We start from the raw sequence: 24,673 nt of genomic DNA, 5'->3' as shown, positions 1-24,673 counted from the left end.
CCGCGTTTTATTCAAAAGACCCCGAACCGCGCCGCAGTTGCGCCTTGGGCGGATTTCAGGCAAACCCGCTGGCAACAGGACTAGTGCGGGAAGCCCCATGACCGATAGCGAAGTACTCCAGATTGCGCGGGATGTGCTGCAGACCGAGGTTGACGCCATCGGTCAGATGATCACCACCCCGCCCGCAGGTCTTCCTGACGCCGTGCATATGATCAAGGCCGCGACGGGGCGCGTGATCGTCTCGGGCATGGGCAAATCGGGTCATGTGGGTGCCAAGATCGCGGCAACTTTGGCCAGCACTGGCACCCCCGCCCAGTTCGTCCATCCGGGCGAGGCCTCGCACGGCGACCTTGGCATGATCACCCCGCAGGATGTGGTCATTCTGATTTCGAACTCGGGCGAAACCAAAGAACTGGCCGATATCATCGCCCACACACGCCGCTTCCAGATCCGAATGATCGCCATGACTAAGCGCCCCGACAGCGCCTTGGGTCAACAGGCCGATGTGGTTCTGCAACTGCCCGACGCACCAGAGGCCTGCGCCATCGGCATGGCGCCCACGACCTCGACCACGGTCACTATGGCTTTGGGCGATGCGCTGGCCGTGGCCCTGATGAAGCTGCGCGGCTTTGAGAAAGAGAACTTTCTGGCCTTCCATCCCGGTGGCAGCCTTGGCGCGCAGCTTTTGCCCGTCAGCGCCCTGATGCATGGGGGCGCGGACCTGCCCTTGGTGGTCGAAGATACCCCCATGGGCGAGGCACTGGTCCAAATCTCGGCCAAAGGCCTTGGCATCGTCGCCCTGACCGAAGGCGGCAAGCTGACCGGCATCATCACCGACGGCGACCTTCGCCGAAACCTTGATGGCCTGATGTCGAAAACCGCCGGACAGGTCGCCACCCGTAACCCGCGCACCATCCGCGCAGGGGCCTTGGCGTCCGAAGCGCTTGGCATCATGAACGACAAGAAAATCACCACCCTGTGCGTCACCACCGAAGACGGCACGCTTCAGGGCATCCTTCACATCCACGACTGTCTGCGCGCAGGTGTTGCATGAGCACTGTCATCCTGATTCCCGCCCGTTATGCTTCGACCCGCTATCCGGGCAAGCCTCTGGTGCCGTTGCATGGCGTAACCGGCGTGGCAAAGCCCCTGATCCAGCGCACGTGGGAGGTCGGCAAAGCTACCCCTGGTGTCGATGCGGTCTATGTCTGCACGGATGATGACCGGATCGCCAACGCCGCCCGCGCCTTTGGCGCCGACGTGCTGATGACCTCGCCCCACGCCCGCAACGGCACCGAACGCTGCGCCGAGGCGCTGGCCCAACTGCCCGAAGACACCGATCTGGTGGTGAACCTGCAAGGGGACGCGCCCCTGACGCCGGTCTGGTTCCTGACGGCCTTGATCGAGGCGATGAAGGCCGATCCCGATCTGCCCGTGGCCACCCCCGTTCTGCGCTGTGATGGGGAAACCCTGAACAACTTCCGCGACGACCGCCGCGCACGCCGCGTAGGCGGCACCACAGCAGTGTTCAATACCCACGGCCACGCGCTTTACTTCTCGAAAGAGGTGATCCCCTACACCGGCGATGAACCGGCCACCGGCGACAACACCCCCGTCTTCCACCACGTGGGCGTCTATGCCTATCGCCCTGACGCGCTGAAATCCTACACCGGCTGGCCCGAAGGGGCGTTGGAAAAGCTGGAAGGTCTGGAACAACTGCGGTTCTTGGAAAACGGCCAGTCCGTGGCTTGCGTGCAGGTCGAAGGCCGCGGCCGCGTGTTCTGGGAACTGAACAACCCCGTCGACGTCGAACGAATTGAATCCGTCCTGACCAAAGAGGGCACCGAATAATGAAAACCGTCACCGTCCGCGACATCAAGATCGCGCAGAACCTTCCCTTCACCCTGATTGCCGGCCCCTGCCAGCTGGAAAGCCTTGAGCATGCCCGCATGATGGCCACCGGCATCGCCGAGGCCTGCGCGGCAGCAGGCATCAACTGGGTGTTCAAGGCCAGCTATGACAAAGCCAACCGCAGCTCGCTCTCCGGTCAGCGCGGCGTTGGCATGGATAAAGGCCTCGAAATCCTTGGTACCATCGGGCAGGAATTCAACGTGCCCACCATCACCGACGTGCATGAGCCTTGGCACTGCGCCAAAGCCGCCGAAGTCGTCGATATCCTGCAAATCCCCGCGTTCCTCTGCCGCCAGACAGACCTGCTTCTGGCCGCCGGTGAAACCGGCAAGGCGATCAACGTGAAAAAGGGCCAGTTCCTTGCCCCTTGGGACATGGGCAACGCGGTCAAAAAGATCGAAAGCACCGGAAACGAGAACATCATGCTGTGTGAACGGGGCACCACCTTTGGCTATGGCCAACTGGTGACGGACATGCGCTCGCTGCCGATCATGGCCGCAACCGGCTATCCCACGGTGTTTGACGCGACCCACTCGGTCCAGATGCCGGGCTCCAAAGGCACCTCCACAGGCGGCCAGCGCGAATTCGTCGAACCTCTGGCCCGCGCCGCCATCGCCATCGGCACCGGCGCGGTGTTTATCGAGACCCACGAAGACCCCGATAACGCGCCCTCCGACGGCCCCAACATGGTCCCGCTGGCGGAAATGACCGCGCTGCTCAAGCGCCTCAAAGCCTACGACGATATCACCAAGGGCTAAGATACCCCCGCAGGTCGGTCGTTTGACATGGTATGTCGAACTTCCGCCTGCGCGCACCCGATTGCGTCTTCATCCATATTCCGAAAACCGGAGGCTCCAGTATTCGCAGGGGCCTCTGGCAGGACCGCTATGACCCGCCCGCCTTTGGAACCTTCGAAGACGGCTGGCAGGACCTTTATCATTTTGCCTTCATCCGCCACCCGCTAGACCGCTTCATCTCGGCCTATGCGGATTTCACCCAATTGCGCGGCTATGAAGGCTCGATTCAGGACTTCGCCACGATCACCTGCGACACGTCCATCGACGGCGGCGCCTCCCGTGCCTGCCGCGAAGAACGCATCCGCCACCACACCCTGCCGCAAACCGATCCGTTCAACGGTCTCAGCCAGGCCCAAGACATTTACCGCTTCGAAGATTTCCCCCGGGAAATCGCCCGCCTCGCCGCGAAAACCGGCCTCAGCTACCGGTCGATCCCGCAAAAGCGCCAAACCCATCACGCCACATGGCGCGATCTGCTCACGCCCGATCTCATCGACCGACTCTCGGATTTCTACGCACAGGATTTCTCGGACCTCGGCTACCCGCTGCCCTGATCTTTCATCTTGGGAAAAAATACCTCGGGGGAGGCCGCAGGCCGGGGGCAGAGCCCCCAAACTCTCCTGCCCTCAATATCCCCGTGCGCGGTCTACTTCATGCAGCAACGGCAGGCCCGCTTCTGTGCGTGCCACATTCTCGGCAATCACCGTCACCGAAGACGATGGCCGCGTGGTCGAGGCGATATGCGGCGTCACCGTCACACTGGGATGGGCCCAATAGGGATGCCCAACCGGCAAAGGCTCGGTGCGGAAGACGTCCAGCGTGGCATGGCCCACCTGTCCGCTGTCCAAGGCGGCCAGCATGGCATCATCATCGATCAGCGGCCCGCGACCGGGGTTCACAACAAAGGCCCCCTTACGCAGCAGCGCCAAAGTCTCGGCATTCAGGACATTTGTGGTCTCGGGCGTATCGGGCAGCAGCAGCACAACCACGGCTGCATCACGCAGGGCTTCTGCCAATCCGTCAGGGCCAGCAAAGGTCTCGATCCCCTCCACCTTCCGCAAGCTCCGCGACCAGCCGCGCACGGGAAAACCCAAAGCCGCCAGTGCCTGCCCGCAGGCCGCGCCCAAGGCACCCATGCCCAGAACCGTCACGGGGCGGTGCCGCGCTAGGGGAGGCACTTCGGGACGCCAAACGCCGTCTTGACCGAAGATATGCCGGTCCATTTCCAGATGCAGGCGCATGACATGCCCCGTGACCCACTCGCGCATGCCTTCGGTCAAACCGGGGTCCACCATTCGCGCCAGCGGCATGGTCAGGGTCTTGTTGCCTACGATCTTCTCGACCCCCGCCCACAGACCCAATACAGCGCGACAGCGCACGAAAGGAGAGAAGTCCTTCAGCCGGTCATTGGGGGCATAGACGATGTAGTCCACCTCTTCGGGTGGCAGATCGGTGCCAAGCTTCGCTTTGATCCCCTTCGCGGCCAGCGCGTCCCGCAGCAGCCCCTCATAGACGGGCCAGTAATCTTCGGGCGCTGCAAAAAGGATGTTCAGCATCTATCACCTATCTCGCTTTGTGTACGTGGGCACTCTGGACCAGACCGAAGGCCACCAGCAACACCAACATTGCCGAGCCCCCGTAGCTGACCAGCGGCAAAGGCACACCCACAACGGGCGCCAGCCCCATCACCATCGACATGTTCACCGCAAAGAACAGGAAGAAGGTCATCGCGATCCCCAATGTTAAAAGGGAGGAAAAGCGGTCTCGGTTGCTTAGGGCAGTGGCAATGCAAAAGGCGATGATCAGCCCGTAGATGGTCAATAGGGAAATCCCGCCCAGAAATCCGAATTCCTCGGCCAGCGTCGTGAAAATGAAGTCTGTATGTTTTTCAGGCAGAAAGTTCAGGCGCGTCTGGGTGCCTTGCATGAAACCCTTGCCTGTCCACCCGCCCGAGCCCAATGCGATCTTGGATTGGGTGATGTGATACCCCGCCCCCAGAGGATCGCTGGAGGGATCAAGGAAAGTGTCGATCCGCTTGTACTGATAATCTTTCAGCAGCTGCCATTCGGTGCCACGCGTCTGGAAAACGGCGGCGATCATCCCGATGCCACTGGCGATGACCACCCCGAAATAGGCCCAGTGGACGCCCGCCATGAACATCACCGCTCCGCCCCCGATCATCAGCAACAATGCGGTGCCAAGGTCGGGCTGCTTCAGAACCAGCGCCACCGGCACAAGGATCAGCAGCAGCGGCACCAGCACCCACAAAGGGCGCGAGACCTTGGTGACCGGCAACATATCGTAGTAGGCGGCCAGCAGCATGACGACAGTGATCTTGGTCAACTCGGACGGTTGCAAGCGGATGAAGCCCAGATCGATCCAGCGCTGCGCCCCCATGCCAACGGCACCGAACAGCTCCACAAAGATCAGCAGCAGGATCGACAGCCCATAGGCCACCGCTGCCATGTTACGCCAGAACCAGATCGGGATCATGGCGACGATGAACATAGCTGTCATGCCCATGGCAAAGCGGATCATCTGTGCCCATGCATAAGGACGCAAACTGCCGCCAGCGACCGAATACAGCATCAAGAACCCGATACCCGCCGCTGCCGTCAGCAGCAGGACCAGCGGCCAGTTCAGATACAGGATCTTCCGCGCCCCTGAAGGGACGTACTTCACCGTATATTCAAGATAACTCATGCGCGGCTGCTTCCGTCGCTGTTGTAGTCGGGGCGGCGTTCGTCGATCAAACGGCGCTCTTCCTCGATCCGTTCACGGTCGGCGCTGGGATAGGCGGTTAGCGGTGGCTTGCCGCCGAACAAGGCCTCTAGGGTCACATCGCGTGCGATAGGGGCCGCCGCTGCGCTACCGCCGCCGCCGTGTTCTACCACCACCGCTACTGCCACGCGGGGCCGCTCATAGGGGGCAAAGCAAACGAACAACGCGTGGTCCCGTTCGGCCCATGGCACTTCGTCGTTGCGCACAACGCGGTTGCTGACCTGCGCGGTGCCGGTCTTACCCGCCATGCGGTTGGCCTCGTCCTCGATCCGCGATTTGTAGGCGGTGCCGCGGCGGTTGTTGACCACGTTGAACATGCCGCGCCGGACCTGACGCAGGTAATCCTCGTTCAGACCCAGATCCTCGCCCCCTTGTTCGGGGGTGGCCACGCCATCAATGGATTTCACCAAGCGGGGGCTGACACTGCGACCTGTGGCGATCCGCGCACTCATGACCGCCAGCTGCAGGGGCGAGCTTAGCAAAAAGCCCTGACCGATGCTGGCGTTCACCGTGTCACCGATCAGCCAATCCTCGCCTCGGTTCTGGACTTTCCATTCCTTGTCAGGGGTCAGGCCGCTGGCGACGGCGGACATGGGAACGTCAAAGCGCTCTCCCAGACCCAGCTTGCGGGCGGTTTCGGCGATCTTCTCGATCCCGACCTTCAGGGCCAGATCGTAATAGTAAACGTCACAGCTTTCCCGAAGCGAGGTGTTCAGGTCCATGGACCCGTGCCCGCCGCGCTTCCAGCAGTGGAACCGGCGGCCGCCGACCTCAAAGTGACCGGGGCAGTAAACTGTGTCATTGGGGGTGATTACCCCAGCATCCAGCCCTGCAAGCCCCGTCACCATCTTAAAGGTCGAACCCGGCGGATAGGCATCCTGCACCGATTTCGCCGCCAGCGGACGGTGGTCATTATCCCGCAGGACCGAATAATCGGCCACCGAGATCCCACGCACGAACAGGTTCGGGTCAAAGCTGGGGGCCGAGGCGCTGGCCAGAATGTCGCCATTCTCGCAGTCGATCACAACGGCGCTGGCGCTTTCGGTGCCAAGACGGGCCTGAATATAGCTTTGCAGCTTGTGGTCGATGGTCAGCTGGACATTGGCGCCGGGGATGCCCTCGCGGCGCTCAAGCTCGCGCATGACGCGGCCAGCGGCGTTGACCTCTTCCTGCTTGGTGCCAGCGCTGCCACGCAGGGCGTCCTCCATCTTGGATTCCACGCCCACTTTGCCGATCTGGAAACGGGGAATGCGCAGCAACTGATCCGGCTCTTCGATCTTGGATAGGTCATAATCCGACACCGGCCCCACATAGCCCACCACATGGGCAAAGTCGGGACCCAGCGGGTATTTGCGTGACAGGCCGACCTCGGGCGTGATGCCGGGCAGGGCAGGGGCATTCACCGCCACTTTGCTGATTTCTTCCCAACTGACACGGTCCGCAACGGTCACCGGCAGAAACGGAGCCCCACGGGTCCGCTGCAATTCGGCGCGGGCGCGGGTCAGCTCATCAGGCCCAAGCGAGACGATACGGCTCAGGCGGCCAAGCACCTCTTCTACATCGCCTGCATCTTCGGGCACGATGGTGATGCGGTAGCTTGGTTCATTGATAGCGATGGGTGCGCCGTTGCGATCCACGATCAACCCGCGTGCGGGCGGCAAAAGACGGATCTTGATACGGTTCTCTTCGGCCAGTAGGCGGAACTCTTCGGCCTGATTGACCTGCATGTGACGCATCCGAGCCGCCAGCAGCGCAATAAAGCTTGCCTGCAAGCCGCCCACAATCAGGCCGCGCCGCGTGATGCGGCGGTGGCTCAGGGTCGTGTCCCGTTCACTGCGTCTCATCGCTTGTGTCCCAATGCATCCACCTCACCGGGGGCCGCACGGCGCAGCCCCAGCAGATAGTTCAGCGCCAATACCGAGGGCGGATAGGCGGCAATTGTCATGATCATCTGCGTGACCGTCAGCCCCAAAGGTGCGTTTGGCAGCAGAAACAGCGTCTGGATCAGGCGGTACAGGATGCTGCCTGCCACATAGGCCAGCGCCACTACACCCCATTCTACCGGAAACGGCGCGTCGCGCAGCCCCTCTTCGCGGCGGCGCAGGAAATCACTAAGCCCCACCAAAATCGCCGCCCAAAGACCGGGCGGACGCTGGAACAAAAGGTCCGCTATCAGCCCCAGCATCGCTACCAACACCAGCGGCACCGCATCGGGACGACGCAGCATCCAGACCATCGTCAGAACGGTGAACATATCCGGCCCCGCCCACCGGCTGGGCATCGAGGTCAGCGGCAACAACTGCACAAAGATCACCAACAGCCCCAGCGTCAGATAGGCGATCTGCAGCATCCAGCGGCGGTGTGCTGCGCCATCGCTCATTGGCGTGCCTCCGGCGCGGGCTCTCCCTCGGCGGGGGCTGCGGTTGCTGGGGTGGCGCCTTCGGGCAGGGGCATCGGCCCCTCAGGTGCCAAAGGCGAGACGATGTCGCCCGTGCTGGCAATCGCCTCGGCTGGCTGGCTGCGCAGCACTTTCAGGAACTTCAGACGTTCATAGTCGGCGGCCAGACGCACGCGCATCCGCCCGTTGCGGTCCTGTGCCACCTGACCCACCAGAAGACCGGCAGGAAACACTCCGCCATCGCCCGAGGACACAACCCGATCACCGGGCCGCACCAGATCAAGGTTTTCCACGAACTCCAAGGGGGGCGCGGCGGTGTTGTCGCCGACGATCATCGCCCGCTGGCCCGAGGGCTGCACGGTCACCGGCACGCGGCTGTTGGTATCGGTCAGCAGGATCACACGGCTGGTCCGCGCACCCACACCGGCGATCCGCCCCACAAGGCCAATCCCGTCCATGGTCGCCCAACCGTCTACGATCCCGTCACGCGCACCCACGTTCAGCAGAACCGACTGGCGGAACGGTGATCCGCTGTCCGCCATAACCTCGCCCGAGATTTTGGTCAGCTGCGGATCAAGCCGCATGTTGTTCAGGTCTAGAAGACGGGCGTTCTCTTGCTCTAGCTGCAAGGCCGCCTCTTTCCACGCCTTCATCTGCTGCAATTCGTTCCGCAACTGCTGGTTCTGTTCAACCAGCCGCGCATAGCTTTGCAGATCGTGTAACATCTCGATCGAGGCCGTCACCGGCGTCATCGCCCAATCCATACTGGGAACCACGCGGTCAATCACCGCCATACGGAACCGTTCCACACGAGGGCTGTCGATCCGCCAGATCAGGAAAATACCGGCCAACAAAAGCAGTAGCACCGCCAGGCCCAATCTGCGCAGCGGTGCGAAATACTGTTCGTTTGTGTCGCGGTTCTTTGCCAAGGCCTACCCCGGGTGGTCGAAGCGCCCCGGCGGGCGCTTAACTGTCGTAATCGATAACGTGACGTAGCTGCTTTTCGTATTCCAACGCCTTACCGGTGCCAAGGGCCACACAGTTCAAGCTATCGTCAGCAACGCTAATGGCCAGACCGGTTGCTTCGCGCAGGGCCAGATCCAGCTCACCCAGCAGCGCACCGCCACCGGTCAGCATCACACCACGATCCACGATATCCGCTGCCAGATCCGGCGGAGTCGCCTCCAGCGCGGTCATCACAGCTTCGCAAATCGATTGCACAGGCTCGCTCAGCGCTTCGGCGACTTGCGCCTGGCTGATCTCGATTTCCTTCGGCACACCGTTCAGCAGATCGCGGCCACGGATCAGCATGCAAGCGCCACGGCCATCGTCGGGCATACGGGCAGTACCGATGCTGGTCTTGATGCGCTCGGCAGTGGCCTCACCGATCAGCAGGTTATGCTGACGGCGCAGGTAGTTTATAATGGCTTCGTCCATCCGGTCGCCGCCCACACGCACCGAACGCGCGTAAACGATGTCACCCAGCGACAGAACCGCCACCTCGGTGGTACCGCCGCCGATGTCCACAACCATGTTACCGGTGGGATCGGTGATCGGCATGCCTGCACCGATGGCCGCAGCAATCGGTTCCGCGATCAGACCGGCGCGGCGTGCGCCCGCAGACAGCACAGATTGACGGATCGCCCGCTTTTCAACGGGGGTCGCCCCATGGGGCACACAGACGATGATCTTCGGCTTCGAGAAGGTCGAGCGTTTGTGCACCTTACGGATGAAATGCTTGATCATCTCTTCGGCGACGTCGAAGTCCGCAATCACACCTTCACGCATCGGGCGGATCGCCTCAATGCTGCCGGGGGTACGACCCAGCATCAGTTTTGCATCTTCCCCGACGGCCAGAACCTTTTTGGTGCCATCCTTGACGTGATACGCCACCACGGAAGGCTCGGACAGAATAATGCCCCGACCTTTCACGTAGACCAGGGTGTTGGCGGTCCCCAGGTCAATTGCCATGTCAGAAGAAAATACGCCCTGCAAACTTCCAAAGAACGCCATCGTGGGGGGCCTCACTGTAAATAATTCTTGCCCGCGACTCCATTTAGTCCAGGCGCTCGTCCTTATAAGAAGACATTGCCCGCTCGAAAAGGGGCCAAGACGATCAAATCAGCGCCATTCCGCCTTTCCATAAGGGGCAATGCATAGGTAAAAGGCCGTATGCTGTCATATCAACACATCTATCATGCCGGAAATCCCGCCGATCTGCAAAAGCACATGCTTCTGGCAGCTATGCTTTCGTATATGACGGCCAAGGATAAGCCCCTTACTTACATAGAGACTCACGCAGGCCGTGGCCTTTATGACCTGACCGCCCCCGAGGCCGTCAAAACAGGCGAGGCCGCAGAGGGCATCACAAAGGCCCTCAAAACCGCCCGCATCCGTGCCGATCATCCGTATCTTGCGGCCCTCTCTGCCGTGCGCAAAGCCCATGGCGACGCGGCCTACCCCGGCTCGCCTATGCTGGCGGCACAGCTCCTGCGCCCGACAGACAGCATCCATCTGGCCGAACTGCACCCAAAGGAATTCGCCGCCCTGCGCCAGAACATGCGCGGTACCGGCGCGAACACCCACAATCAGGACGGTTTCGAACTGGTCCAAAGCCTCTGCCCGCCGACCCCGCGCCGCGGCCTGCTGCTGATCGACCCCAGCTATGAGATCAAGGACGACTACGCCCGCCTCCCGAAAGAGATCGCGAACCTCCACCGCAAATGGAACGTGGGCATCATCGCCCTGTGGTACCCGATCCTCACATCAAACGCGCATGTCCCGATGATCAAGGCGCTCAAGGCCCAGAACCTGCCTGACGCCCTCTGCCATGAGGTCCGCTTTCCCCCCGTGCGCGAAGGCCACCGGATGGTCGGCTCGGGCATGTTCGTCATCAACGCCCCCTACGGCACCGATCAGGCCCTGCGCCAGATCGACCCGCTCTTTCCCGCCCCGTAACTTACCGCCAGATAAAGAGTTTTCCCATGCGCCTGATTTCAGCTCTGCCTCTCATCGCCCTTGCTGCCTGCGGAACCACAGATCGCGCAGCCCAGAATTACCCCGCCTCCGGCACCGCCTATGTGGCCATGATCGACGCCATCACCACGATCGGAGAGATTGAATCGGTGATCAACACCAGCGCCGGCCCGATCTACCGCTATCAGGCGCGGGACATCGTCGCGAACTACGTCAAACGTCACGCAGACTTCTGCACCGCCGACCAGACCGCCTGCTTTGTCCACATCGAAAGCGCCAGCGGCCCCCAGTCGGTCGGCTTCGTGCTGCTGAAAGACAAACGCCGCTGTATCCTCGAAGAGACGATCCAACTTGCAATCGCCACTGCGGATAACCCTAGCACCGATCCCTTCCTCAGCGGCCGCGTCACCATGCTGCCCGCCGAGGCCAACGAATACGCTCCGATGGATCGCCCCGTTCCCGCCGAGCCGATCCGCACAGCAGAACAACTTCAGGCCTATTGCACCAACTAAGGCCTTCTTCTTGATCCAAATACTCAAAAAGGCCCGCTATCTCGCGCGGGCCTTTTGGCTTCCTTATTGCCCAAATACTCAATATCTTGATGCGGGCAAAAAGTTAGACAGTAGATCTAGCGTATGCCCGCCCCAACATCGGCCCGTGCTACCGCCACCGATTTCGCCACCGCATAGACCCGCGCGCCCTCATTCAGTCCCATCGCTTCGACAGACCGTCGCGTGATCCGCGCCAGCAATTGCGCATCGCCCACCTGCAACTGAACCACCGCCCCGGGGCCGTCCCCGATGCGGATCGCGCTCACCATACCTTCCAGCACATTCAACGCCGAGATTCCCTCGGGCCGCTCTTTCGCCAGCATCACCTCACTGGCCGAGATACGCACCCGCAGGCCACTGCCCTCCGCGCCGTTGACCTGCGGCAGCCATAGGGTGCCACCGGCACAGGACAGCTCGGTCAGCCCGTCGTCGTGATGGCGGACAATCCGCGCCTCCAGCACGGCCCCCGCATCGCGCGCGCCCAAAACCGGCACTAGGGTTGGATCGGCAAAGATTTCTGACACAGGTCCCGACCGCACCACGCGGCCCCGCTCCAGCAGAACAACGGTGGTCGCCAGCCGTGCCACCTCGCTGACCGCATGGCTCACATAGAGGATCGGTATCTGCACCTCGTCCCGCAACCGCTCCAGATAGGGCAAGATCTCGTCCTTGCGCGGTCCGTCCAAGGCCGCCAACGGCTCGTCCATCAACAGCAAATCCGGACCAGACAGCAGCGCCCGCCCGATGGCGACCCGTTGCTGCTCGCCCCCTGACAGGGACCGCGGCTTGCGCTCTAGCAGCGCCTCGATCCCCAGTATCCCGATAACCCGATCCCAAGCGGCGCCTTTGGGCTCTTTCGGTATCCCGTAGGCCAGATTGCCCGCCACGGTCATATGGGGAAACAACCGCGCATCCTGAAACACATAGCCGATCCGCCGTTGATGGGGCGGCAACCACAGGCCCGCACCGCTGTCCTCCAGCATCCGCCCGTTCACCGAGATTCGCGCCGCATCGGGCCGCAGCAGCCCCGCCACCGCGTTGACCACAGTGGTCTTGCCCGATCCCGAATGGCCAAACAGGCACGTCACCCCCGCCGGAGCCGTAAAATCACAGGTCAGGGCAAAGCCGGGCACTTCATGACGGATGCATATCTCGATCATCGCTGCCGCTCCCGCCGTGCTAACCACTCAGACAGGCCCAAAGCGCCGAACGCCAGCAGGACCGAGACAATAACCAGCCGCGCCGCATCCCCTTCACCGCCGGGCACCTGCAAAAAGGCGTAGATCGCGGATGGCAAGGTCTGCGTCTGGCCTGGAATGTTGCTGACAAAGGTGATCGTCGCGCCAAACTCGCCCAAGGCCTTGGCAAAGCCCAATACCGCCCCCGCAATGATCCCTGGCAGGGTCAACGGCAGCGTCACGGTCCAAAACACGCGCCAGCGGTTGGCGCCCAAGGTGCCTGCCGCAGCCTCTAGGCCCGGATCAACCGCCTCGATCGCCAGCCGGATCGCACGGACCATCAAAGGAAAGCCCATGATCCCCGCCGCCAATGCCGCGCCAGTCCAATGAAAGGCAAATCGTATCCCCAAAGCATCCAGTGCCGCGCCAACAGGCGCTCGCGGGGCAAAAACCACCAACAGCAGATAGCCTGTGACCACCGGCGGCAGGATCAGCGGCAGATGCACCACTGCATTCAAAACGCCCCGGCCGCGAAACTGCCCCCGCGCCAGCGCATAGGCCACCGCCACCGCAAAGGGCAGCGCGACCACCGTCGCCACCAAAGACACCCGCAAGGACAAAGCAACGGCCTGCCATCCGTCTGGGGACAGCCAGCTCACTCCAACACCTCAAAGCCACCGGCGCGGAAAATCTTGCGGGCCTTATAGCTGTTCAGCAGTTCCAGAACCGCCAGAGTCGTCGGGCGGTCGTTCAGGGTTGCCACCGGATAGATGATCTTCGGGTGGCTGTCCTTGGGGAACAGGCCCACCACATGAATATCGGGCGCGGCCATCGCATCGGTGGCATAGACAATCCCCATCGGTGCAGCGCCTGAGGACACCAGCGCCAGCGCATTGCGCACATTGTCCACCTGCGCCACATGGGGCGCCAGCGCCTCCCATTGCCCCAGTGATTCCAAAGCCGCCTTGCCGTAAATCCCCGCAGGCACCGCATCCACCAGCCCCATCGCCAGCTTGCCCCCCTTCAGAGCCGCCAGAATATCGAACTTCCGCAAATCCACGGGGGGCGCGGGATCATAGGATACCAGCACCAGACGGTTCGACAGCAAATCCTGCCGCTCCGTAACAAGCCCTTCCGCCTCGACCGCATCCATCCACTCCGGACTGGCCGAGATAAACAGATCCGCAGGCGCACCCTGAATAATCTGCCGCGCCAATGCCGCGCTGCCCGCATAGGACACCCGCACATCCTGCCCTGCGATGATCCGGTCCAGCACCGTCTTCATGCTGGATGCAGCAAAGACAGTGACCTCCGCCATCCCAGCCGAAGCCGTCATCACCCCGAAAACAACTGCCCAAATGAAGCGTGCCAGCATTTGGCCCTCCCTCTCCCGCGTTGATCTAACCACGGACGCTGAAAAAGAAAAAGCCGTCTCAACCAATTCGCGCCACCCACCCAAGCGGTCAGCAGTATCGCACCCCAATCCGTGATAGGCTGCTGGCCAGCCAAAGCCTATCACCACCGCAAAAGAAAGGCGCTCATGACCCAGTCCCCCATATCGGGCCGCTGCCTTTGCGGCGCGTGCCGCTTTACCCTGACTGGCCCGCCAAACTGGATCGGCCATTGCTGCTGCGAAAGCTGCCGCCGCGCCACGGCGTCCCCCTATACCACATGGATCGGCCAGCCGAACGGCACGTGGAAACTGACCGGCCCGATTTCCACCTACGCCAGCAGCCCGGGCCGCACCCGAGGCTTTTGCACCACCTGCGGCACGCCCATGTTCTATGAAACCCATGAGGCACCGGAGGAACGCCACTTCTACGCCGCCCTTCTCAACCATCCCGATGAGATCAACCCGACCGAGGTCTACCACAAGGACGAACAACTCGGCTGGGCACACCCCTGACACCCAACGCCCCGAAATCCGCTTCCTAATTGCCTAAATACTCACAGAACGGCGCAAACCACCAAGTCAAACGCCAAAGAAAAAAGGGCCGCCCGCAACAGGCAGCCCCTTCAATCCTCAAATCCCGATAAGGATCAGACGGTGTCTTTGTAGCTGACTTCCTTGGTGTCCTTGCCGGATTTCTCGCGGCGGACGATCAGGCGGTTCAGCGCGCCCACATAGGCCTTGGCCGAGGCGACAACCGTGTCGGTATCCGCCGCCTGACCGGTCACAACGCGGCCGTCTTCTTCCAGACGCACGGTTACGGTGGCCTGCGCGTCGGTGCCTTCGGTCACGGCATGCACTTGGTACAGCTGCAAACGGGCACCGTGCGGGAACAAAGCCTTCACCGCGTTGAAAGTCGCATCCACGGGGCCATCGCCCTGAGATGTCACCTGCTGGTCCACGCCATCCACAGTCAGGATCAGATCGGCAGACTGGGGCGCTTCGGTGCCGCAGATCACGCGCAGGAACTTCACCTTCAGGCGGTTGCTCTCAGGGGCCGCGCCCGCTTGGGCCAGCGCGACGATATCCTCGTCGTAGACCTCTTTCTTGCGGTCGGCCAATTCCTTGAAGCGGACAAAGATGTCCATCAGCTCGTTGTCAGCCACGTCGTAGCCAAGATCGTTCAACTTGGCGCGCAGTGCCGCACGGCCCGAGTGCTTGCCCAAGGGCAGCGAGGTACCCGCAAGGCCCACATCTGCAGGGCGCATGATCTCAAAGGTCTCGGCGTTCTTCAGCATGCCATCCTGGTGGATGCCGCTCTCGTGGGCAAAGGCGTTCTTGCCCACAATCGCCTTGTTATACTGAACCGAGAACCCCGAGGCCGAAGCCACACGGCGCGAGATGTTCATGATCTTGGTGGTATCGATGCCGGTGGTGTAGGGCATGATGTCATTGCGCACCTTCAGCGCCATCACGACTTCTTCCAAGGCGGTGTTGCCCGCACGCTCGCCCAGACCGTTGATGGTGCATTCGATCTGGCGGGCGCCGCCCTCGACAGCGGCCAGTGCGTTGGCAGTCGCCATGCCAAGGTCGTTGTGGCAGTGGGTCGCAAAGATCACATCATCCGCACCGGGCACGGTCTCGATCAGGCGGCGGATCAGATCCGCGCTTTCACGGGGGGCAGTGTAGCCAACAGTGTCGGGGATGTTGATGGTGGTGGCACCGGCCTTGATCGCGATTTCGATCACGCGGCAGAGGTAATCCCACTCGGTGCGGGTGGCGTCCATGGGCGACCACTGCACGTCATCCACCAGATTGCGGGCGTGGGTCACGGTCTCGTGGATGCGTTGGGCCATCTCGTCCTGCGTCAGGTTCGGAATGGCGCGATGCAGGGGCGAGGTGCCGATAAAGGTGTGAATACGCGGCTTGGCGGCATGGCGCACAGCCTCGGCGCAGCGGTCGATGTCTTTGAAGTTCGCACGGGCCAAGCCACAGATGCTGGCGTTCTGGCTGCGCTGGGCAATCTCGGACACGGCACGGAAGTCGCCTTCCGAGGCGATCGGGAAGCCTGCCTCGATGATGTCGACACCCATCTGGTCCAGCAACTCGGCAATTTCGAGCTTTTCGTCATGGGTCATGGTCGCGCCGGGGCTTTGCTCGCCGTCACGAAGGGTGGTGTCGAAAATTTTGACGCGGTTGGTCGCAGTGGTCATAGGAATCTCGCTTTATTCTCCGGGGCCCGAAGGCTGTTCATTGGGAAACAGGGGCGCGATAGATGACTCCTCTGAGCGGACGCGCCCATCGGGCACGCTCAGAGGCGAGTTAGGAGAAGTAGGGACAGGGCCTGTGCAAGAGCACGGCCACCAACGGCGTTGAACGCATTATGTCCCAAAGTCATCATGGGACGCATCTATACATGGCAAAACGCGGATGAAAAGCGGGAAATGTTGCTTGGGCCCGATCCGGCCCTAAGTGCCCATGTTGAAAGGGGGCTTTGCCGTGGCGGGCGAAGCGCCGTGAGTATTTTTGCAATAAAGAAGAAGCAGGAGCAGAGCGGCATGGGGCGTGCGCTGGTGATCGGAGCATCGGGAGGAATCGGGCGCGCGTTGGTGGCCGAGCTTTCGGGCCGCGGGTTTGAGGTTGTGGGTGTGTCGCGGTCTGTGGATGGGCTGGATGTGACGGATGAGGCCTCGGTAGCGGGTGTTTTGGGGCGGCTGGAGGGGAGTTTCGATCTGATCGTTTGCGCGACTGGCGCCTTGGAGGTGGCGGACGCTGCGCCGGAGAAATCTTTGGCCCAGTTGAGTGCCAAGGCTATGGCGGAACAGTTTGCGGTGAATTGCATCGGGCCTGCACTGGTGTTGAGGCATAGTTTGCGCCTGTTGCCGAAAGAAGGGCGCGCTGTGGTGGCTGTGTTGTCGGCGCGGGTGGGCAGTATCGGCGATAACCGGCTTGGGGGCTGGCACAGTTATCGGGCGGCCAAGGCGGCGCTGAACCAGATCGTGCGCGGGGCGTCGATCGAGATGGCGCGGACCCACAAAGGAGCGATTTGCGTGGCGCTGCATCCGGGGACCGTGGCGACAGAGTTCACGCGTAAGTACTTGGGGCGGCATCCTGCGGTGGCACCTGCAGAGGCGGCAGGGCGTCTTTTGGATGTATTGGAGGCGTTAGAGCCTACCCATTCCGGCGGATTTTATGACTATGCCATGAAGGAAATCCCGTGGTGAGCCGCAAGCGTCGTCTTATTCTGGTTCTGGGGGATCAGTTGTCTATGGATATGTCTGCCTTGCGCGAAGGGGACAAAGAGACAGATGTTGTGGTTATGGCAGAGGTGGCCGATGAGGCGACTTATGTGAAGCATCACCCCAAGAAGATCGCGTTTCTTTTTGCCGCCATGCGCAAGTTTGCGGCGGCTTTGCAGGCAGAGGGCTGGCAGGTGGCCTATCGCCGCCTTGATGAGGACGGCAGCGACAGCATCTGCGGCGAACTCATGCGGCGGGCCAAGGAATTCGACGCCCATGAGGTCTTGGCGACCGAGCCGGGGGAATTCCGCCTGATCGAGGCGCTAGAGAACTGTCCCGTCAGCGTTTGTATGTTCAACGATGACCGTTTTCTGGCCTCGCACGCGGCGTTTGCCGATTGGGCCGAGGGGCGCAAATCCTTGCGGATGGAGTATTTCTACCGCGAAATGCGCCGCAAGACCGGCCTTTTGATGGACGGGGATGACCCTGCTGAGGGCAAGTGGAACTTTGACCACGATAACCGCAAGCCCGCGCCCGATGAGGTGACCCACAAAGGTCCGCTGCGGTTTGATCCCGATGAGACCGTGCAAGAGGTTCTGGATCTGGTGGCGGACCGGTTCGGGGACCATTTCGGATCACTGGACGGGTTCTTCTTTGCCTCCACCCGCGATCAGGCGCTGGAAGCGATGGCGGATTTCATGATCAACGCCTTGCCAAAGTTTGGCGATTATCAGGATGCCATGTTGACGGGTGAAAGGTGGCTCTATCATTCGATCCTGTCGCCTTACATCAACGCAGGTCTCTTGAACCCGTTAGAGGTCTGTCAGGCTGCCGAAGCGGAATACAAAGCGGGCCGAGCGCCGATAAATGCGGTCGAAGGGTTCATCCGCCAGATCATCGGCTGGCGCGAATACGTGCGGGGGATCTATTTCCTCCAAGGGCCCGATTACATGTCCAGCAATATGCTGGAGCATGGCCGTAACCTGCCCGCCTTCTACTGGGGGGCGGAAACGCGGATGAACTGTGTGGCTTGTGCCGTGAAATCCACGCAGGACGAGGCCTACGCCCATCACATCCAGCGCCTCATGATCACCGGCAACTTTGCTCTATTGGCGGGGGTTGATCCGGCGCAGGTGCATGAATGGTATCTGGCGGTTTACGCCGATGCCTATGAATGGGTCGAGGCACCCAATACCATCGGCATGAGCCAGTTTGCCGATGGCGGGCTCTTGGGCTCAAAACCCTATGTGAGTTCAGGTAGTTACATCAATCGCATGTCCGATCACTGCAAAACCTGCCACTACAAGGTCAGCCAGAAAACGGGGCAGGGTGCCTGCCCGTTCAATCTGCTGTATTGGCATTTTCTGGATCGTCATCGGGACCGGTTCGCAAAGAACCCGCGCATGGGGAATATGTACCACACATGGGACCGGATGGACGAAGACCACCGCGCCACCGTCCTGCAAGAGGCAGACAGCCTCTTGCGTCGGATGGATCAGGGCGCGGTGATCTGATTACTGGGCTGCGGGGGTCTCTGGCTCGGCTGGTGTTTCGGTGGCCTCGGCAGGAGCCTCCTCCGGAGTTTTCGCCGGAGCCGCAGCATCTGTGGCTTCAGGGGCCGCAGCATCCGAGGGCGCAGCTTCGCCGCCTGCTTCTGCTGCAGCACTTTCACCTGTGACGGGAGCGCGGATGGTGGTGCTGACGGACAGCGGATCATTTGTGTCTGCAACCAGTGCGCCGTTGTCCCACTTGCCCTCGGTCTCTTGGCCGCTGGCGTATTTCATCACACCAAAGCCCTGACGTTTGCCCTGAATGAACTGGCCCTGATAGACATCGCCGTTGGCATAGGTGGCCACACCTTGGCCGTTGATCTCGCCGTTGACCCACTGGCCTTCATAGACAAAGCCGTCGGCCATGGTGATTTTGCCCTGACCCTGACGCAGACCCTTGTCGAACATGCCTTCATATATGGTGCCGTCCGCATAGGTGGCCTTGCCCTGACCCTGACGCTCGCCATCCAGCCATTCGCCTTCGTAGATATAGCCGTCAGGCATGGTCAGCTTGCCGATCCCGTGGTTGCGGGCGTTCTTGAAGCCGCCCTCATAGACCAGACCGTTGGTGTAGGCGATCTTGCCGTCGCCTTCGATCACGCCAGCCAGCCATTGGCCGCTGTAGCGGTTGCCATCGGGGTAGACGATATCACCTTTGCCTTCGGGCAGGCCCTTGACCACCTCGCCGGTGTAGACCGAGCCGTCAGGGTAGGTCATCTTGCCCGAGCCCTGAATCTCGCCGTCTTTCCAACTGCCTTCGTAGATATACCCATCAGCGCCTTTGAAGGTGCCGGTGCCATGACGCAGATCGTTCAGGAACTGCCCGTCATAGGTGTCGCCGTTGGCATAGGTCACACGGCCCGCGCCTTCGCGGCGACCGTCAACCAGTTCGCCCTCATAGACATCACCATTGGCCAGCTTCAGCGTGCCGCTGCCGTTGATCTGCCCGTTCGCCCATGTGCCTTGATAGACCAGCCCGTCGGGCATCGTCAGCGTGCCAAGACCGGCGCGGGTGTTGTCCTTGATTTCGCCGTCATAGACCGCGCCATCGGGGTAAGTGATGGTGCCCTTGCCCTCTTTGACGCCATTGACCCAGCCGCCCTCATAGACATAGCCGCCGGGGCTTTCCATGCGGCCCTGACCGTGGTGCATCGCGTTCTTGAAGCCGCCCTCATAGCGTACGCCGGTCGCATAATCCGCAACACCCTGTCCGGTGATCTGGCCGTCCTGCCATTCGCCTTCGTAGGTGCCGCCATCGGCAAAGGTGATCTTGCCGATGCCGTCGGGCTTGCCCTTCGTAAACTCGCCCTCATAGACCGAGCCGTTGGGAAAGCGTGCGGTGCCGTTGCCACGGATTTCGCCGTCAATCCACTGGCCTGAATATTCAAAGCCGTTCGGCAGGCGATACGTGCCGGTGCCATGCTGGAGACCATCCTTAAAGGTGCCCTCATAGATGCCACCGTCATCGTATTGTTTGGTGATCACTTCGCCCGCGTCCTGCGCCGACAACTGTGAACCCAGCGCCGCGACAATCGCAACGGTTCCGCACAATACCTTGATGTGATGCATACAATGCCCTCCAAACAACTGTGGGGTCGTTCAGCCCTATCCCATAGCAGACCCTAGATGACACCCCCCAGAGGGGCAACGGATTTTGCCCTATCTCTTTTCCTTCGCGTGCTTTCTGTTAAAGCGTTGTGTCCAAGACGCGACGAAACAAGGACAGGGATGCTGACATGCCCGATACCTTCCGCCTGACGCTGGCCCAGTTGAACCCCGTAATGGGGGACCTTGCCGGAAACGCTGCCAAGGCCCTTGCCGCATGGCAAGAGGGCCGCGCCGCAGGCACCGATTACGTCGTCTGCCCCGAGATGTTCCTCTTGGGCTACAACCCTCAGGATCTGGTGACCAAGCCCGCGCTGCAGATCGCCTGCATGGAGCAGCTTCAGAAACTGGCTCTTGAAACCGCCGATGGCCCTGCTTTGGGGATCGGTGCACCGGTGATGTACGGGGACAACCTGCACAACGGCTATTTCATACTCTTCGGCGGCAAGATTCACGCCCAACTGCACAAGCACCACCTGCCCAACTACAACGTCTTCGACGAGATGCGCACCTTCGACAGTGGCGATCTGAACGGCCCCTACGTGCTGAACGGCGTCCGCATCGGCAGCCCCATCTGCGAAGACGCATGGTATGAGGACGTGGCCGAGACGCTGGCCGAAACCGGCGCCGAGTTCCTTGTGGTGCCCAACGGCTCTCCCTACCGCCGCGATAAATACGACACCCGCGTCGCGCATATGGTCTCGCGCGTGATCGAGAACGACATGCCGCTGGTATATGTGAACATGGTCGGCGGTCAGGATGATCAGGCCTTTGACGGCGGCAGCTTTGTGCTGAACCGTGGCGGCAAACTGGCGGTCCTGATGCCGGTCTTCGAAGAGGCCATCGCCCACGTCACCATGACCCGCACCGATGATGGCTGGGCGGCCGAGCCCCAGCCCCTGTCCGATCACCCCGACGCATGGGAGCAGGACTATCACGCGATGGTTGTTACCTTGCGCGATTACATCCACAAATCCGGCTTCAAAAAGGTGCTGCTGGGCCTCTCGGGCGGCATCGATTCCGCTCTTGTGGCGATGGTCGCTGTCGATGCGCTGGGCGCGGACAACGTGCGCTGCATCATGCTGCCCTCGGAATACACCTCCCAGCATTCACTTGAGGACGCCAAAGAGATCGCCGAGAACCTCGGTGTCAAATACCACACCGTCCCGATCACTCCCGCCCGCGACGCCTTCACTGCATCGCTGGCCCCCATGTTCGAAGGCATGGCCGAGGACGTGACCGAGGAAAACATCCAGTCCCGTATCCGCGGCACCATCCTGATGGCTCTGTCGAACAAATTCGGGGAAATGCTGCTGACCACCGGCAACAAATCGGAAATGGCCACGGGCTACTGCACGATCTACGGGGACATGAACGGCGGCTATAACCCGATCAAGGATCTCTATAAATCCCGCGTGTTCGAAACCTGCCGCTGGCGCAACACCCATCACCGCGATTGGATGCAGGGCCCAGAAGGTGAGGTCTGCCCGACCCGCATTATCACCAAACCGCCTAGCGCCGAACTGCGTCCTGATCAAAAAGACGAAGACAGCCTGCCCCCCTATGACGTGCTGGACGCGATCCTGACGGGTCTGGTGGACAACGAACAGTCGGTCGATGATCTGGTGGCCGCAGGCTTTGACCGCGCCGATGTGGTCCGCGCCGAACACCTGCTGCACATCAACGAATGGAAGCGCTACCAGGCCGCCCCCGGCACCCGCCTGACCAACTGCGCCTTCTGGATGGACCGCCGCTACCCCATCGTGAACCGCTTCCGCACGGGGCGCTAGGCGCATACACGCTGCCCAGCTACAACGGGCAGCGTGGCATCATTGCATCATGCCGAAAACGTGCGAATGCGACGGGTCGAAACCTGTCGCAAACCGCCTCTCGTGTCGCAAACAGATCAGACGTGCCCCAAGGCGCGCCCTATCCGGACCCCTTCCTGAAGCATTTCTATCGGGTCACACCCCATGATCACTGTCTACACCGTTCCAGAGGCGTTCAGCCCCTCTGAATGCGACCGCATTGTCGAAGTCGCCAACACAGCCACCCCCCGTGACGCAAAACTGGTCCGCCAGCAAAAGGACCACAATTACCGCCGCGCGCAGCTGGTCTGGCTTGATGAACAACCGGACACGGAATGGGTTATGGACCGCATCATTGATCTGGTGCGCGTCGCCAACCGCGACATCTTCGATTTTGATGTCACCGAATTCGCCGAAAGCGCACAGGTCGCCACCTATCACGCCAGCGCGGGCGGCCACTTTGATTGGCACTCGGATATCGGCGAAGGCCGTCTGGCCGAACGTCGCAAACTCACCATGGTCGTCCAACTGTCTGAACCGTCAGATTACGCTGGTGGCACGCTTGAGGTCATGACTGGCCGCGATACCCTCGCAGCCCCGCTCCCGCGCGGAACGGCTACCTTCTTCCCCAGCTTCATGATGCACCGCGTCAGCCCCGTTACCTCCGGCACCCGTCAAAGCTTGACGATCTGGTGCCACGGAACGCCCTTCCGCTAAGCCTATAAAATCTGCATCCCAAAGGAACCTTTTCCCCACTCAGCCGTTCTCCTTGCGAAGACCAGAACGCAATAAAACAAGGAGATTTGACATGAACTGGGATATTATCGAAGGCAAATGGGAACAGCTTAAAGGCGGCGCCAAAGAACAGTGGGGCAAGCTCACTGACGACGATATGACCGAGATTTCGGGCAAGCGCGACAAGCTGGTCGGCAAGCTGCAAGAGAAATACGGCTGGGGCAAGGAAAAGGCCGAAGAAGAGGCAAACAGCTTCTTCAATGAAAAGGTCTAATCCTTTCCCTCAAGACCCAAGGCGCACCCCGAAACGGTGCGCCTTTTCGCATGCTCCAGCACCGCGCCCCCTTCATCTTGGCACAAATACCTCGGGGGTCCGGGGGCAGCGCCCCCGGCGGGTAGCCGCCTAGAACGGACCTTTAAAAATCACAAACGCCCCCAGCCCGATCAGGGAAAACCCGATCAAATGGTTCAGCGTCAGGCTCTCTTTCAAAAACAGCACCGAGAACCCCGCGAAGACCGCCAGAGAGATCACCTCCTGAATGGTCTTCAACTGCGCGGTGGAATAAACGGCATGGCCGATCCGGTTGGCGGGCACCGCCAGAAAATACTCGATCAGGGCAATGCCCCAGCTGGCAAAGATCACGATCAGCAGCGGCGCATGAGGGTATTTCAGATGCCCGTACCACGCCGCTGTCATAAACACGTTCGAGGCAATCAGCAGCAGCACAGGCAGCGCATAGGTCATCGGTCGCTCAGTCCTTGAAAATGCAAAACGCGGCGCAAATACGCCGCGTCTCGTTTGCTTTATCGCGCCTCGGGCTTACTCGTCCAGCGGCAGGGTGCCCAGATGGGTCTCGCCGCGGGCGCGGGCCAGTTGCATCTGCTTCTGACGCTCGCGGAAGCGGGCCTTATCCGAGTCCGAGGTCTCGTCCACGCACTGATGGCAACTCACACCGGCCTCATACTCGGGACGGTCCATGTCTTCGGGCAGGATGGGACGACGGCAGGCGTGGCATAGCTCATGGGGGCCTTCCTGCAGGCCATGACCCACGGACACACGACCGTCGAACACAAAGCATTCGCCCTGCCATGTGCTGTCCTCGGCGGGCATCTCTTCCAGATAGCGCAGGATACCGCCCTTCAGGTGGTAAACTTCGGGCACACCCTGACCCAGCAGGAAGTTCGTCGATTTCTCGCAGCGAATCCCGCCGGTGCAGAACATGGCGACGCGCTTGTTGTGGAATCGCTCTTTGTTGTCTTCCCACCACTGGGGGAATTCGCGGAAGGATTTGGTCAGCGGGTCGACCGCACCTTCAAAGGTGCCGATCGCCACTTCGTAATCATTACGGGTGTCGATGGTGACCACATCGGGGCTGCGGATCAGATCGTTCCAGTCCTCGGGCTCCACGTAGTTGCCTACATGGGCGGTGGGGTCCACATCGGGCTGGCCCATCGTGACGATCTCTTTCTTCAGCCGCACCTTCATGCGGGGAAAGGGCGCCTTCTCGGCCGTCGCCTCTTTCCACTCCAGACCCGCACAACCGGGCAGAGCGCGAATATGGGCGATCACCGCATCAATGCCAGCGCGCGGGCCAGCGATGGTGCCATTGATCCCTTCGCGGGCCAGCAGCAGGCTGCCGCGCACGTCGCCCGCCTCACAGACAGCCTTAAGGGGCCCCTGAATGGCGGCAGGATCGTCGAAACGGGTAAAGTGGTAGAGTGCAGCAATATGATACATGGGCTGCGATCTACGC

The 24,673-nt window shown here is 61.3% G+C and carries 25 protein-coding genes; 12 read left to right on the top strand and 13 right to left on the bottom strand.

Translation table 11 applies throughout. From position 1 onward, the window contains the following. Positions 1–97: 97 nt before the first annotated feature. Genes CLV74_RS05155 through CLV74_RS05140 form a run of 4 tightly spaced genes read left to right on the top strand, consistent with a single transcriptional unit; the run spans position 98 to position 3,262 of the window. On the top strand, positions 98–1,054 hold the full coding sequence (locus CLV74_RS05155) for a KpsF/GutQ family sugar-phosphate isomerase (RefSeq protein ID WP_106263166.1): 957 nt from the start codon (positions 98–100) through the stop codon (positions 1,052–1,054). Then, the gene (locus tag CLV74_RS05150) at positions 1,051–1,851 is read left to right on the top strand and encodes a 3-deoxy-manno-octulosonate cytidylyltransferase (RefSeq protein WP_106263165.1); all 801 of its coding nucleotides are present in this window, start codon (positions 1,051–1,053) and stop codon (positions 1,849–1,851) included. Before CLV74_RS05155 ends, CLV74_RS05150 begins: the two co-directional genes overlap by 4 nt. Beyond that, positions 1,851–2,669, top strand: coding sequence for a 3-deoxy-8-phosphooctulonate synthase (kdsA, locus tag CLV74_RS05145; protein WP_106263164.1), 819 nt, complete (start codon positions 1,851–1,853; stop codon positions 2,667–2,669). Before CLV74_RS05150 ends, kdsA begins: the two co-directional genes overlap by 1 nt. Before the next feature lie 32 nt (positions 2,670–2,701). Beyond that, positions 2,702–3,262 (top strand): sulfotransferase family 2 domain-containing protein, encoded by a 561-nt coding sequence (locus CLV74_RS05140; RefSeq protein ID WP_106263163.1) that lies wholly within the window; start codon positions 2,702–2,704, stop codon positions 3,260–3,262. Positions 3,263–3,334: 72 nt separating this feature from the next. On the opposite strand, the gene CLV74_RS05135 is transcribed toward CLV74_RS05140, so the two are convergent. Genes CLV74_RS05135 through CLV74_RS05110 form a run of 6 tightly spaced genes read right to left on the bottom strand, consistent with a single transcriptional unit; the run spans position 3,335 to position 9,900 of the window. After that, the gene (locus CLV74_RS05135) at positions 3,335–4,264 is read right to left on the bottom strand and encodes a 2-hydroxyacid dehydrogenase (protein WP_106263162.1); all 930 of its coding nucleotides are present in this window, start codon (positions 4,262–4,264) and stop codon (positions 3,335–3,337) included. A 7-nt stretch (positions 4,265–4,271) separates the two neighbouring features. Beyond that, positions 4,272–5,411: a rod shape-determining protein RodA gene (gene rodA, locus CLV74_RS05130; RefSeq protein WP_106263161.1), complete on the bottom strand. Its 1,140-nt coding sequence runs from the start codon at positions 5,409–5,411 to the stop codon at positions 4,272–4,274. Continuing rightward, a complete protein-coding gene (gene mrdA, locus CLV74_RS05125) occupies positions 5,408–7,333 on the bottom strand; it encodes a penicillin-binding protein 2 (protein WP_106263160.1) in 1,926 nt (641 codons plus the stop codon). Before mrdA ends, rodA begins: the two co-directional genes overlap by 4 nt. Beyond that, positions 7,330–7,869, bottom strand: a complete 540-nt coding sequence (locus tag CLV74_RS05120; RefSeq protein WP_106263159.1) for a rod shape-determining protein MreD — start codon at positions 7,867–7,869, stop codon at positions 7,330–7,332. The genes mrdA and CLV74_RS05120 overlap by 4 nt, the downstream gene beginning before the upstream one ends. Next, positions 7,866–8,816 (bottom strand): rod shape-determining protein MreC, encoded by a 951-nt coding sequence (gene mreC / locus CLV74_RS05115; RefSeq protein ID WP_106263158.1) that lies wholly within the window; start codon positions 8,814–8,816, stop codon positions 7,866–7,868. Before mreC ends, CLV74_RS05120 begins: the two co-directional genes overlap by 4 nt. Before the next feature lie 37 nt (positions 8,817–8,853). After that, positions 8,854–9,900: a rod shape-determining protein gene (locus CLV74_RS05110; RefSeq protein WP_106263157.1), complete on the bottom strand. Its 1,047-nt coding sequence runs from the start codon at positions 9,898–9,900 to the stop codon at positions 8,854–8,856. Positions 9,901–10,059: 159 nt separating this feature from the next. On the opposite strand from CLV74_RS05110, the gene CLV74_RS05105 reads away from it, so the two are divergent. Both CLV74_RS05105 and CLV74_RS05100 read left to right on the top strand, forming a co-directional pair. Beyond that, a complete protein-coding gene (locus CLV74_RS05105) occupies positions 10,060–10,845 on the top strand; it encodes a 23S rRNA (adenine(2030)-N(6))-methyltransferase RlmJ (protein ID WP_106263156.1) in 786 nt (261 codons plus the stop codon). 26 nt (positions 10,846–10,871) lie between these two features. Beyond that, the gene (locus CLV74_RS05100) at positions 10,872–11,375 is read left to right on the top strand and encodes a hypothetical protein (protein WP_106263155.1); all 504 of its coding nucleotides are present in this window, start codon (positions 10,872–10,874) and stop codon (positions 11,373–11,375) included. Positions 11,376–11,491: 116 nt separating this feature from the next. On the opposite strand, the gene modC is transcribed toward CLV74_RS05100, so the two are convergent. The 3 genes from modC to modA are packed head-to-tail and all read right to left on the bottom strand — an operon-like array spanning position 11,492 to position 13,967. After that, complete coding sequence (modC, locus tag CLV74_RS05095; protein WP_106263154.1) at positions 11,492–12,574, bottom strand: molybdenum ABC transporter ATP-binding protein; 1,083 nt, start codon at positions 12,572–12,574, stop codon at positions 11,492–11,494. Further along, positions 12,571–13,251 (bottom strand): molybdate ABC transporter permease subunit, encoded by a 681-nt coding sequence (gene modB, locus CLV74_RS05090; RefSeq protein WP_106263153.1) that lies wholly within the window; start codon positions 13,249–13,251, stop codon positions 12,571–12,573. The genes modC and modB overlap by 4 nt, the downstream gene beginning before the upstream one ends. Further along, positions 13,248–13,967 (bottom strand): molybdate ABC transporter substrate-binding protein, encoded by a 720-nt coding sequence (gene modA / locus CLV74_RS05085; protein WP_106263152.1) that lies wholly within the window; start codon positions 13,965–13,967, stop codon positions 13,248–13,250. Before modA ends, modB begins: the two co-directional genes overlap by 4 nt. A 165-nt stretch (positions 13,968–14,132) precedes the next feature. Between modA and CLV74_RS05080 the strand changes: the two genes are divergently transcribed. After that, a complete protein-coding gene (locus tag CLV74_RS05080; RefSeq protein ID WP_106263151.1) occupies positions 14,133–14,498 on the top strand; it encodes a GFA family protein in 366 nt (121 codons plus the stop codon). Between the two features lie 134 nt (positions 14,499–14,632). On the opposite strand, the gene CLV74_RS05075 is transcribed toward CLV74_RS05080, so the two are convergent. Then, positions 14,633–16,195 (bottom strand): 2-isopropylmalate synthase, encoded by a 1,563-nt coding sequence (locus CLV74_RS05075; RefSeq protein ID WP_106263150.1) that lies wholly within the window; start codon positions 16,193–16,195, stop codon positions 14,633–14,635. Positions 16,196–16,540: 345 nt separating this feature from the next. Between CLV74_RS05075 and CLV74_RS05070 the strand changes: the two genes are divergently transcribed. Continuing rightward, positions 16,541–17,206 (top strand): SDR family NAD(P)-dependent oxidoreductase, encoded by a 666-nt coding sequence (locus CLV74_RS05070; protein WP_106263149.1) that lies wholly within the window; start codon positions 16,541–16,543, stop codon positions 17,204–17,206. Next, a complete protein-coding gene (locus CLV74_RS05065) occupies positions 17,203–18,735 on the top strand; it encodes a cryptochrome/photolyase family protein (protein ID WP_281260642.1) in 1,533 nt (510 codons plus the stop codon). The genes CLV74_RS05070 and CLV74_RS05065 overlap by 4 nt, the downstream gene beginning before the upstream one ends. Here the strand turns inward: CLV74_RS05065 and CLV74_RS05060 are convergent, their stop codons facing one another. Beyond that, positions 18,736–20,340, bottom strand: a complete 1,605-nt coding sequence (locus tag CLV74_RS05060; protein ID WP_106263148.1) for an MORN repeat-containing protein — start codon at positions 20,338–20,340, stop codon at positions 18,736–18,738. A gap of 167 nt (positions 20,341–20,507) precedes the next feature. Between CLV74_RS05060 and CLV74_RS05055 the strand changes: the two genes are divergently transcribed. From CLV74_RS05055 to CLV74_RS05045, 3 genes are all read left to right on the top strand, one after another. Further along, positions 20,508–22,166 (top strand): NAD+ synthase, encoded by a 1,659-nt coding sequence (locus tag CLV74_RS05055; protein WP_106263147.1) that lies wholly within the window; start codon positions 20,508–20,510, stop codon positions 22,164–22,166. 183 nt (positions 22,167–22,349) lie between these two features. Next, positions 22,350–22,901, top strand: coding sequence for a prolyl hydroxylase family protein (locus CLV74_RS05050; RefSeq protein ID WP_106263146.1), 552 nt, complete (start codon positions 22,350–22,352; stop codon positions 22,899–22,901). 91 nt (positions 22,902–22,992) lie between these two features. Continuing rightward, the gene (locus CLV74_RS05045; RefSeq protein WP_106263145.1) at positions 22,993–23,193 is read left to right on the top strand and encodes a CsbD family protein; all 201 of its coding nucleotides are present in this window, start codon (positions 22,993–22,995) and stop codon (positions 23,191–23,193) included. Between the two features lie 129 nt (positions 23,194–23,322). On the opposite strand, the gene CLV74_RS05040 is transcribed toward CLV74_RS05045, so the two are convergent. Both CLV74_RS05040 and trhO read right to left on the bottom strand, forming a co-directional pair. Next, on the bottom strand, positions 23,323–23,664 hold the full coding sequence (locus tag CLV74_RS05040; protein WP_106263144.1) for a DMT family protein: 342 nt from the start codon (positions 23,662–23,664) through the stop codon (positions 23,323–23,325). A gap of 75 nt (positions 23,665–23,739) precedes the next feature. Next, positions 23,740–24,657 carry an oxygen-dependent tRNA uridine(34) hydroxylase TrhO gene (gene trhO, locus CLV74_RS05035; RefSeq protein ID WP_106263143.1) on the bottom strand — a complete coding sequence of 306 codons (918 nt, stop codon included), beginning with the start codon at positions 24,655–24,657 and terminating at the stop codon, positions 23,740–23,742. Positions 24,658–24,673: the final 16 nt, after the last annotated feature.

The sequence above is a fragment of the Donghicola tyrosinivorans genome, from assembly GCF_003003355.1.
Lineage (GTDB): Bacteria > Pseudomonadota > Alphaproteobacteria > Rhodobacterales > Rhodobacteraceae > Donghicola > Donghicola tyrosinivorans.
This window is presented reverse-complemented; position numbering and strand designations above follow the sequence as displayed.

Excerpts from the sequence above, each read along its gene's own strand:
- CLV74_RS05075 (WP_106263150.1), bottom strand. The coding sequence starts at position 16,195 with ATGACCACTGCGACCAACCGCGTCAAAATTTTCGACACCACCCTTCGT.
- CLV74_RS05120 (WP_106263159.1), bottom strand. The coding sequence starts at position 7,869 with ATGAGCGATGGCGCAGCACACCGCCGCTGGATGCTGCAGATCGCCTAT.
- CLV74_RS05040 (WP_106263144.1), bottom strand. The coding sequence starts at position 23,664 with ATGACCTATGCGCTGCCTGTGCTGCTGCTGATTGCCTCGAACGTGTTT.
- mrdA (WP_106263160.1), bottom strand. The coding sequence starts at position 7,333 with ATGAGACGCAGTGAACGGGACACGACCCTGAGCCACCGCCGCATCACG.
- rodA (WP_106263161.1), bottom strand. The coding sequence starts at position 5,411 with ATGAGTTATCTTGAATATACGGTGAAGTACGTCCCTTCAGGGGCGCGG.
- CLV74_RS05140 (WP_106263163.1), top strand. The coding sequence starts at position 2,702 with ATGTCGAACTTCCGCCTGCGCGCACCCGATTGCGTCTTCATCCATATT.
- CLV74_RS05155 (WP_106263166.1), top strand. The coding sequence starts at position 98 with ATGACCGATAGCGAAGTACTCCAGATTGCGCGGGATGTGCTGCAGACC.
- kdsA (WP_106263164.1), top strand. The coding sequence starts at position 1,851 with ATGAAAACCGTCACCGTCCGCGACATCAAGATCGCGCAGAACCTTCCC.
- CLV74_RS05105 (WP_106263156.1), top strand. The coding sequence starts at position 10,060 with ATGCTGTCATATCAACACATCTATCATGCCGGAAATCCCGCCGATCTG.
- CLV74_RS05055 (WP_106263147.1), top strand. The coding sequence starts at position 20,508 with ATGCCCGATACCTTCCGCCTGACGCTGGCCCAGTTGAACCCCGTAATG.
- CLV74_RS05050 (WP_106263146.1), top strand. The coding sequence starts at position 22,350 with ATGATCACTGTCTACACCGTTCCAGAGGCGTTCAGCCCCTCTGAATGC.
- CLV74_RS05100 (WP_106263155.1), top strand. The coding sequence starts at position 10,872 with ATGCGCCTGATTTCAGCTCTGCCTCTCATCGCCCTTGCTGCCTGCGGA.
- trhO (WP_106263143.1), bottom strand. The coding sequence starts at position 24,657 with ATGTATCATATTGCTGCACTCTACCACTTTACCCGTTTCGACGATCCT.
- CLV74_RS05045 (WP_106263145.1), top strand. The coding sequence starts at position 22,993 with ATGAACTGGGATATTATCGAAGGCAAATGGGAACAGCTTAAAGGCGGC.
- CLV74_RS05110 (WP_106263157.1), bottom strand. The coding sequence starts at position 9,900 with ATGGCGTTCTTTGGAAGTTTGCAGGGCGTATTTTCTTCTGACATGGCA.
- modA (WP_106263152.1), bottom strand. The coding sequence starts at position 13,967 with ATGCTGGCACGCTTCATTTGGGCAGTTGTTTTCGGGGTGATGACGGCT.
- CLV74_RS05070 (WP_106263149.1), top strand. The coding sequence starts at position 16,541 with ATGGGGCGTGCGCTGGTGATCGGAGCATCGGGAGGAATCGGGCGCGCG.
- CLV74_RS05150 (WP_106263165.1), top strand. The coding sequence starts at position 1,051 with ATGAGCACTGTCATCCTGATTCCCGCCCGTTATGCTTCGACCCGCTAT.
- modC (WP_106263154.1), bottom strand. The coding sequence starts at position 12,574 with ATGATCGAGATATGCATCCGTCATGAAGTGCCCGGCTTTGCCCTGACC.
- CLV74_RS05080 (WP_106263151.1), top strand. The coding sequence starts at position 14,133 with ATGACCCAGTCCCCCATATCGGGCCGCTGCCTTTGCGGCGCGTGCCGC.
- CLV74_RS05135 (WP_106263162.1), bottom strand. The coding sequence starts at position 4,264 with ATGCTGAACATCCTTTTTGCAGCGCCCGAAGATTACTGGCCCGTCTAT.
- CLV74_RS05060 (WP_106263148.1), bottom strand. The coding sequence starts at position 20,340 with ATGCATCACATCAAGGTATTGTGCGGAACCGTTGCGATTGTCGCGGCG.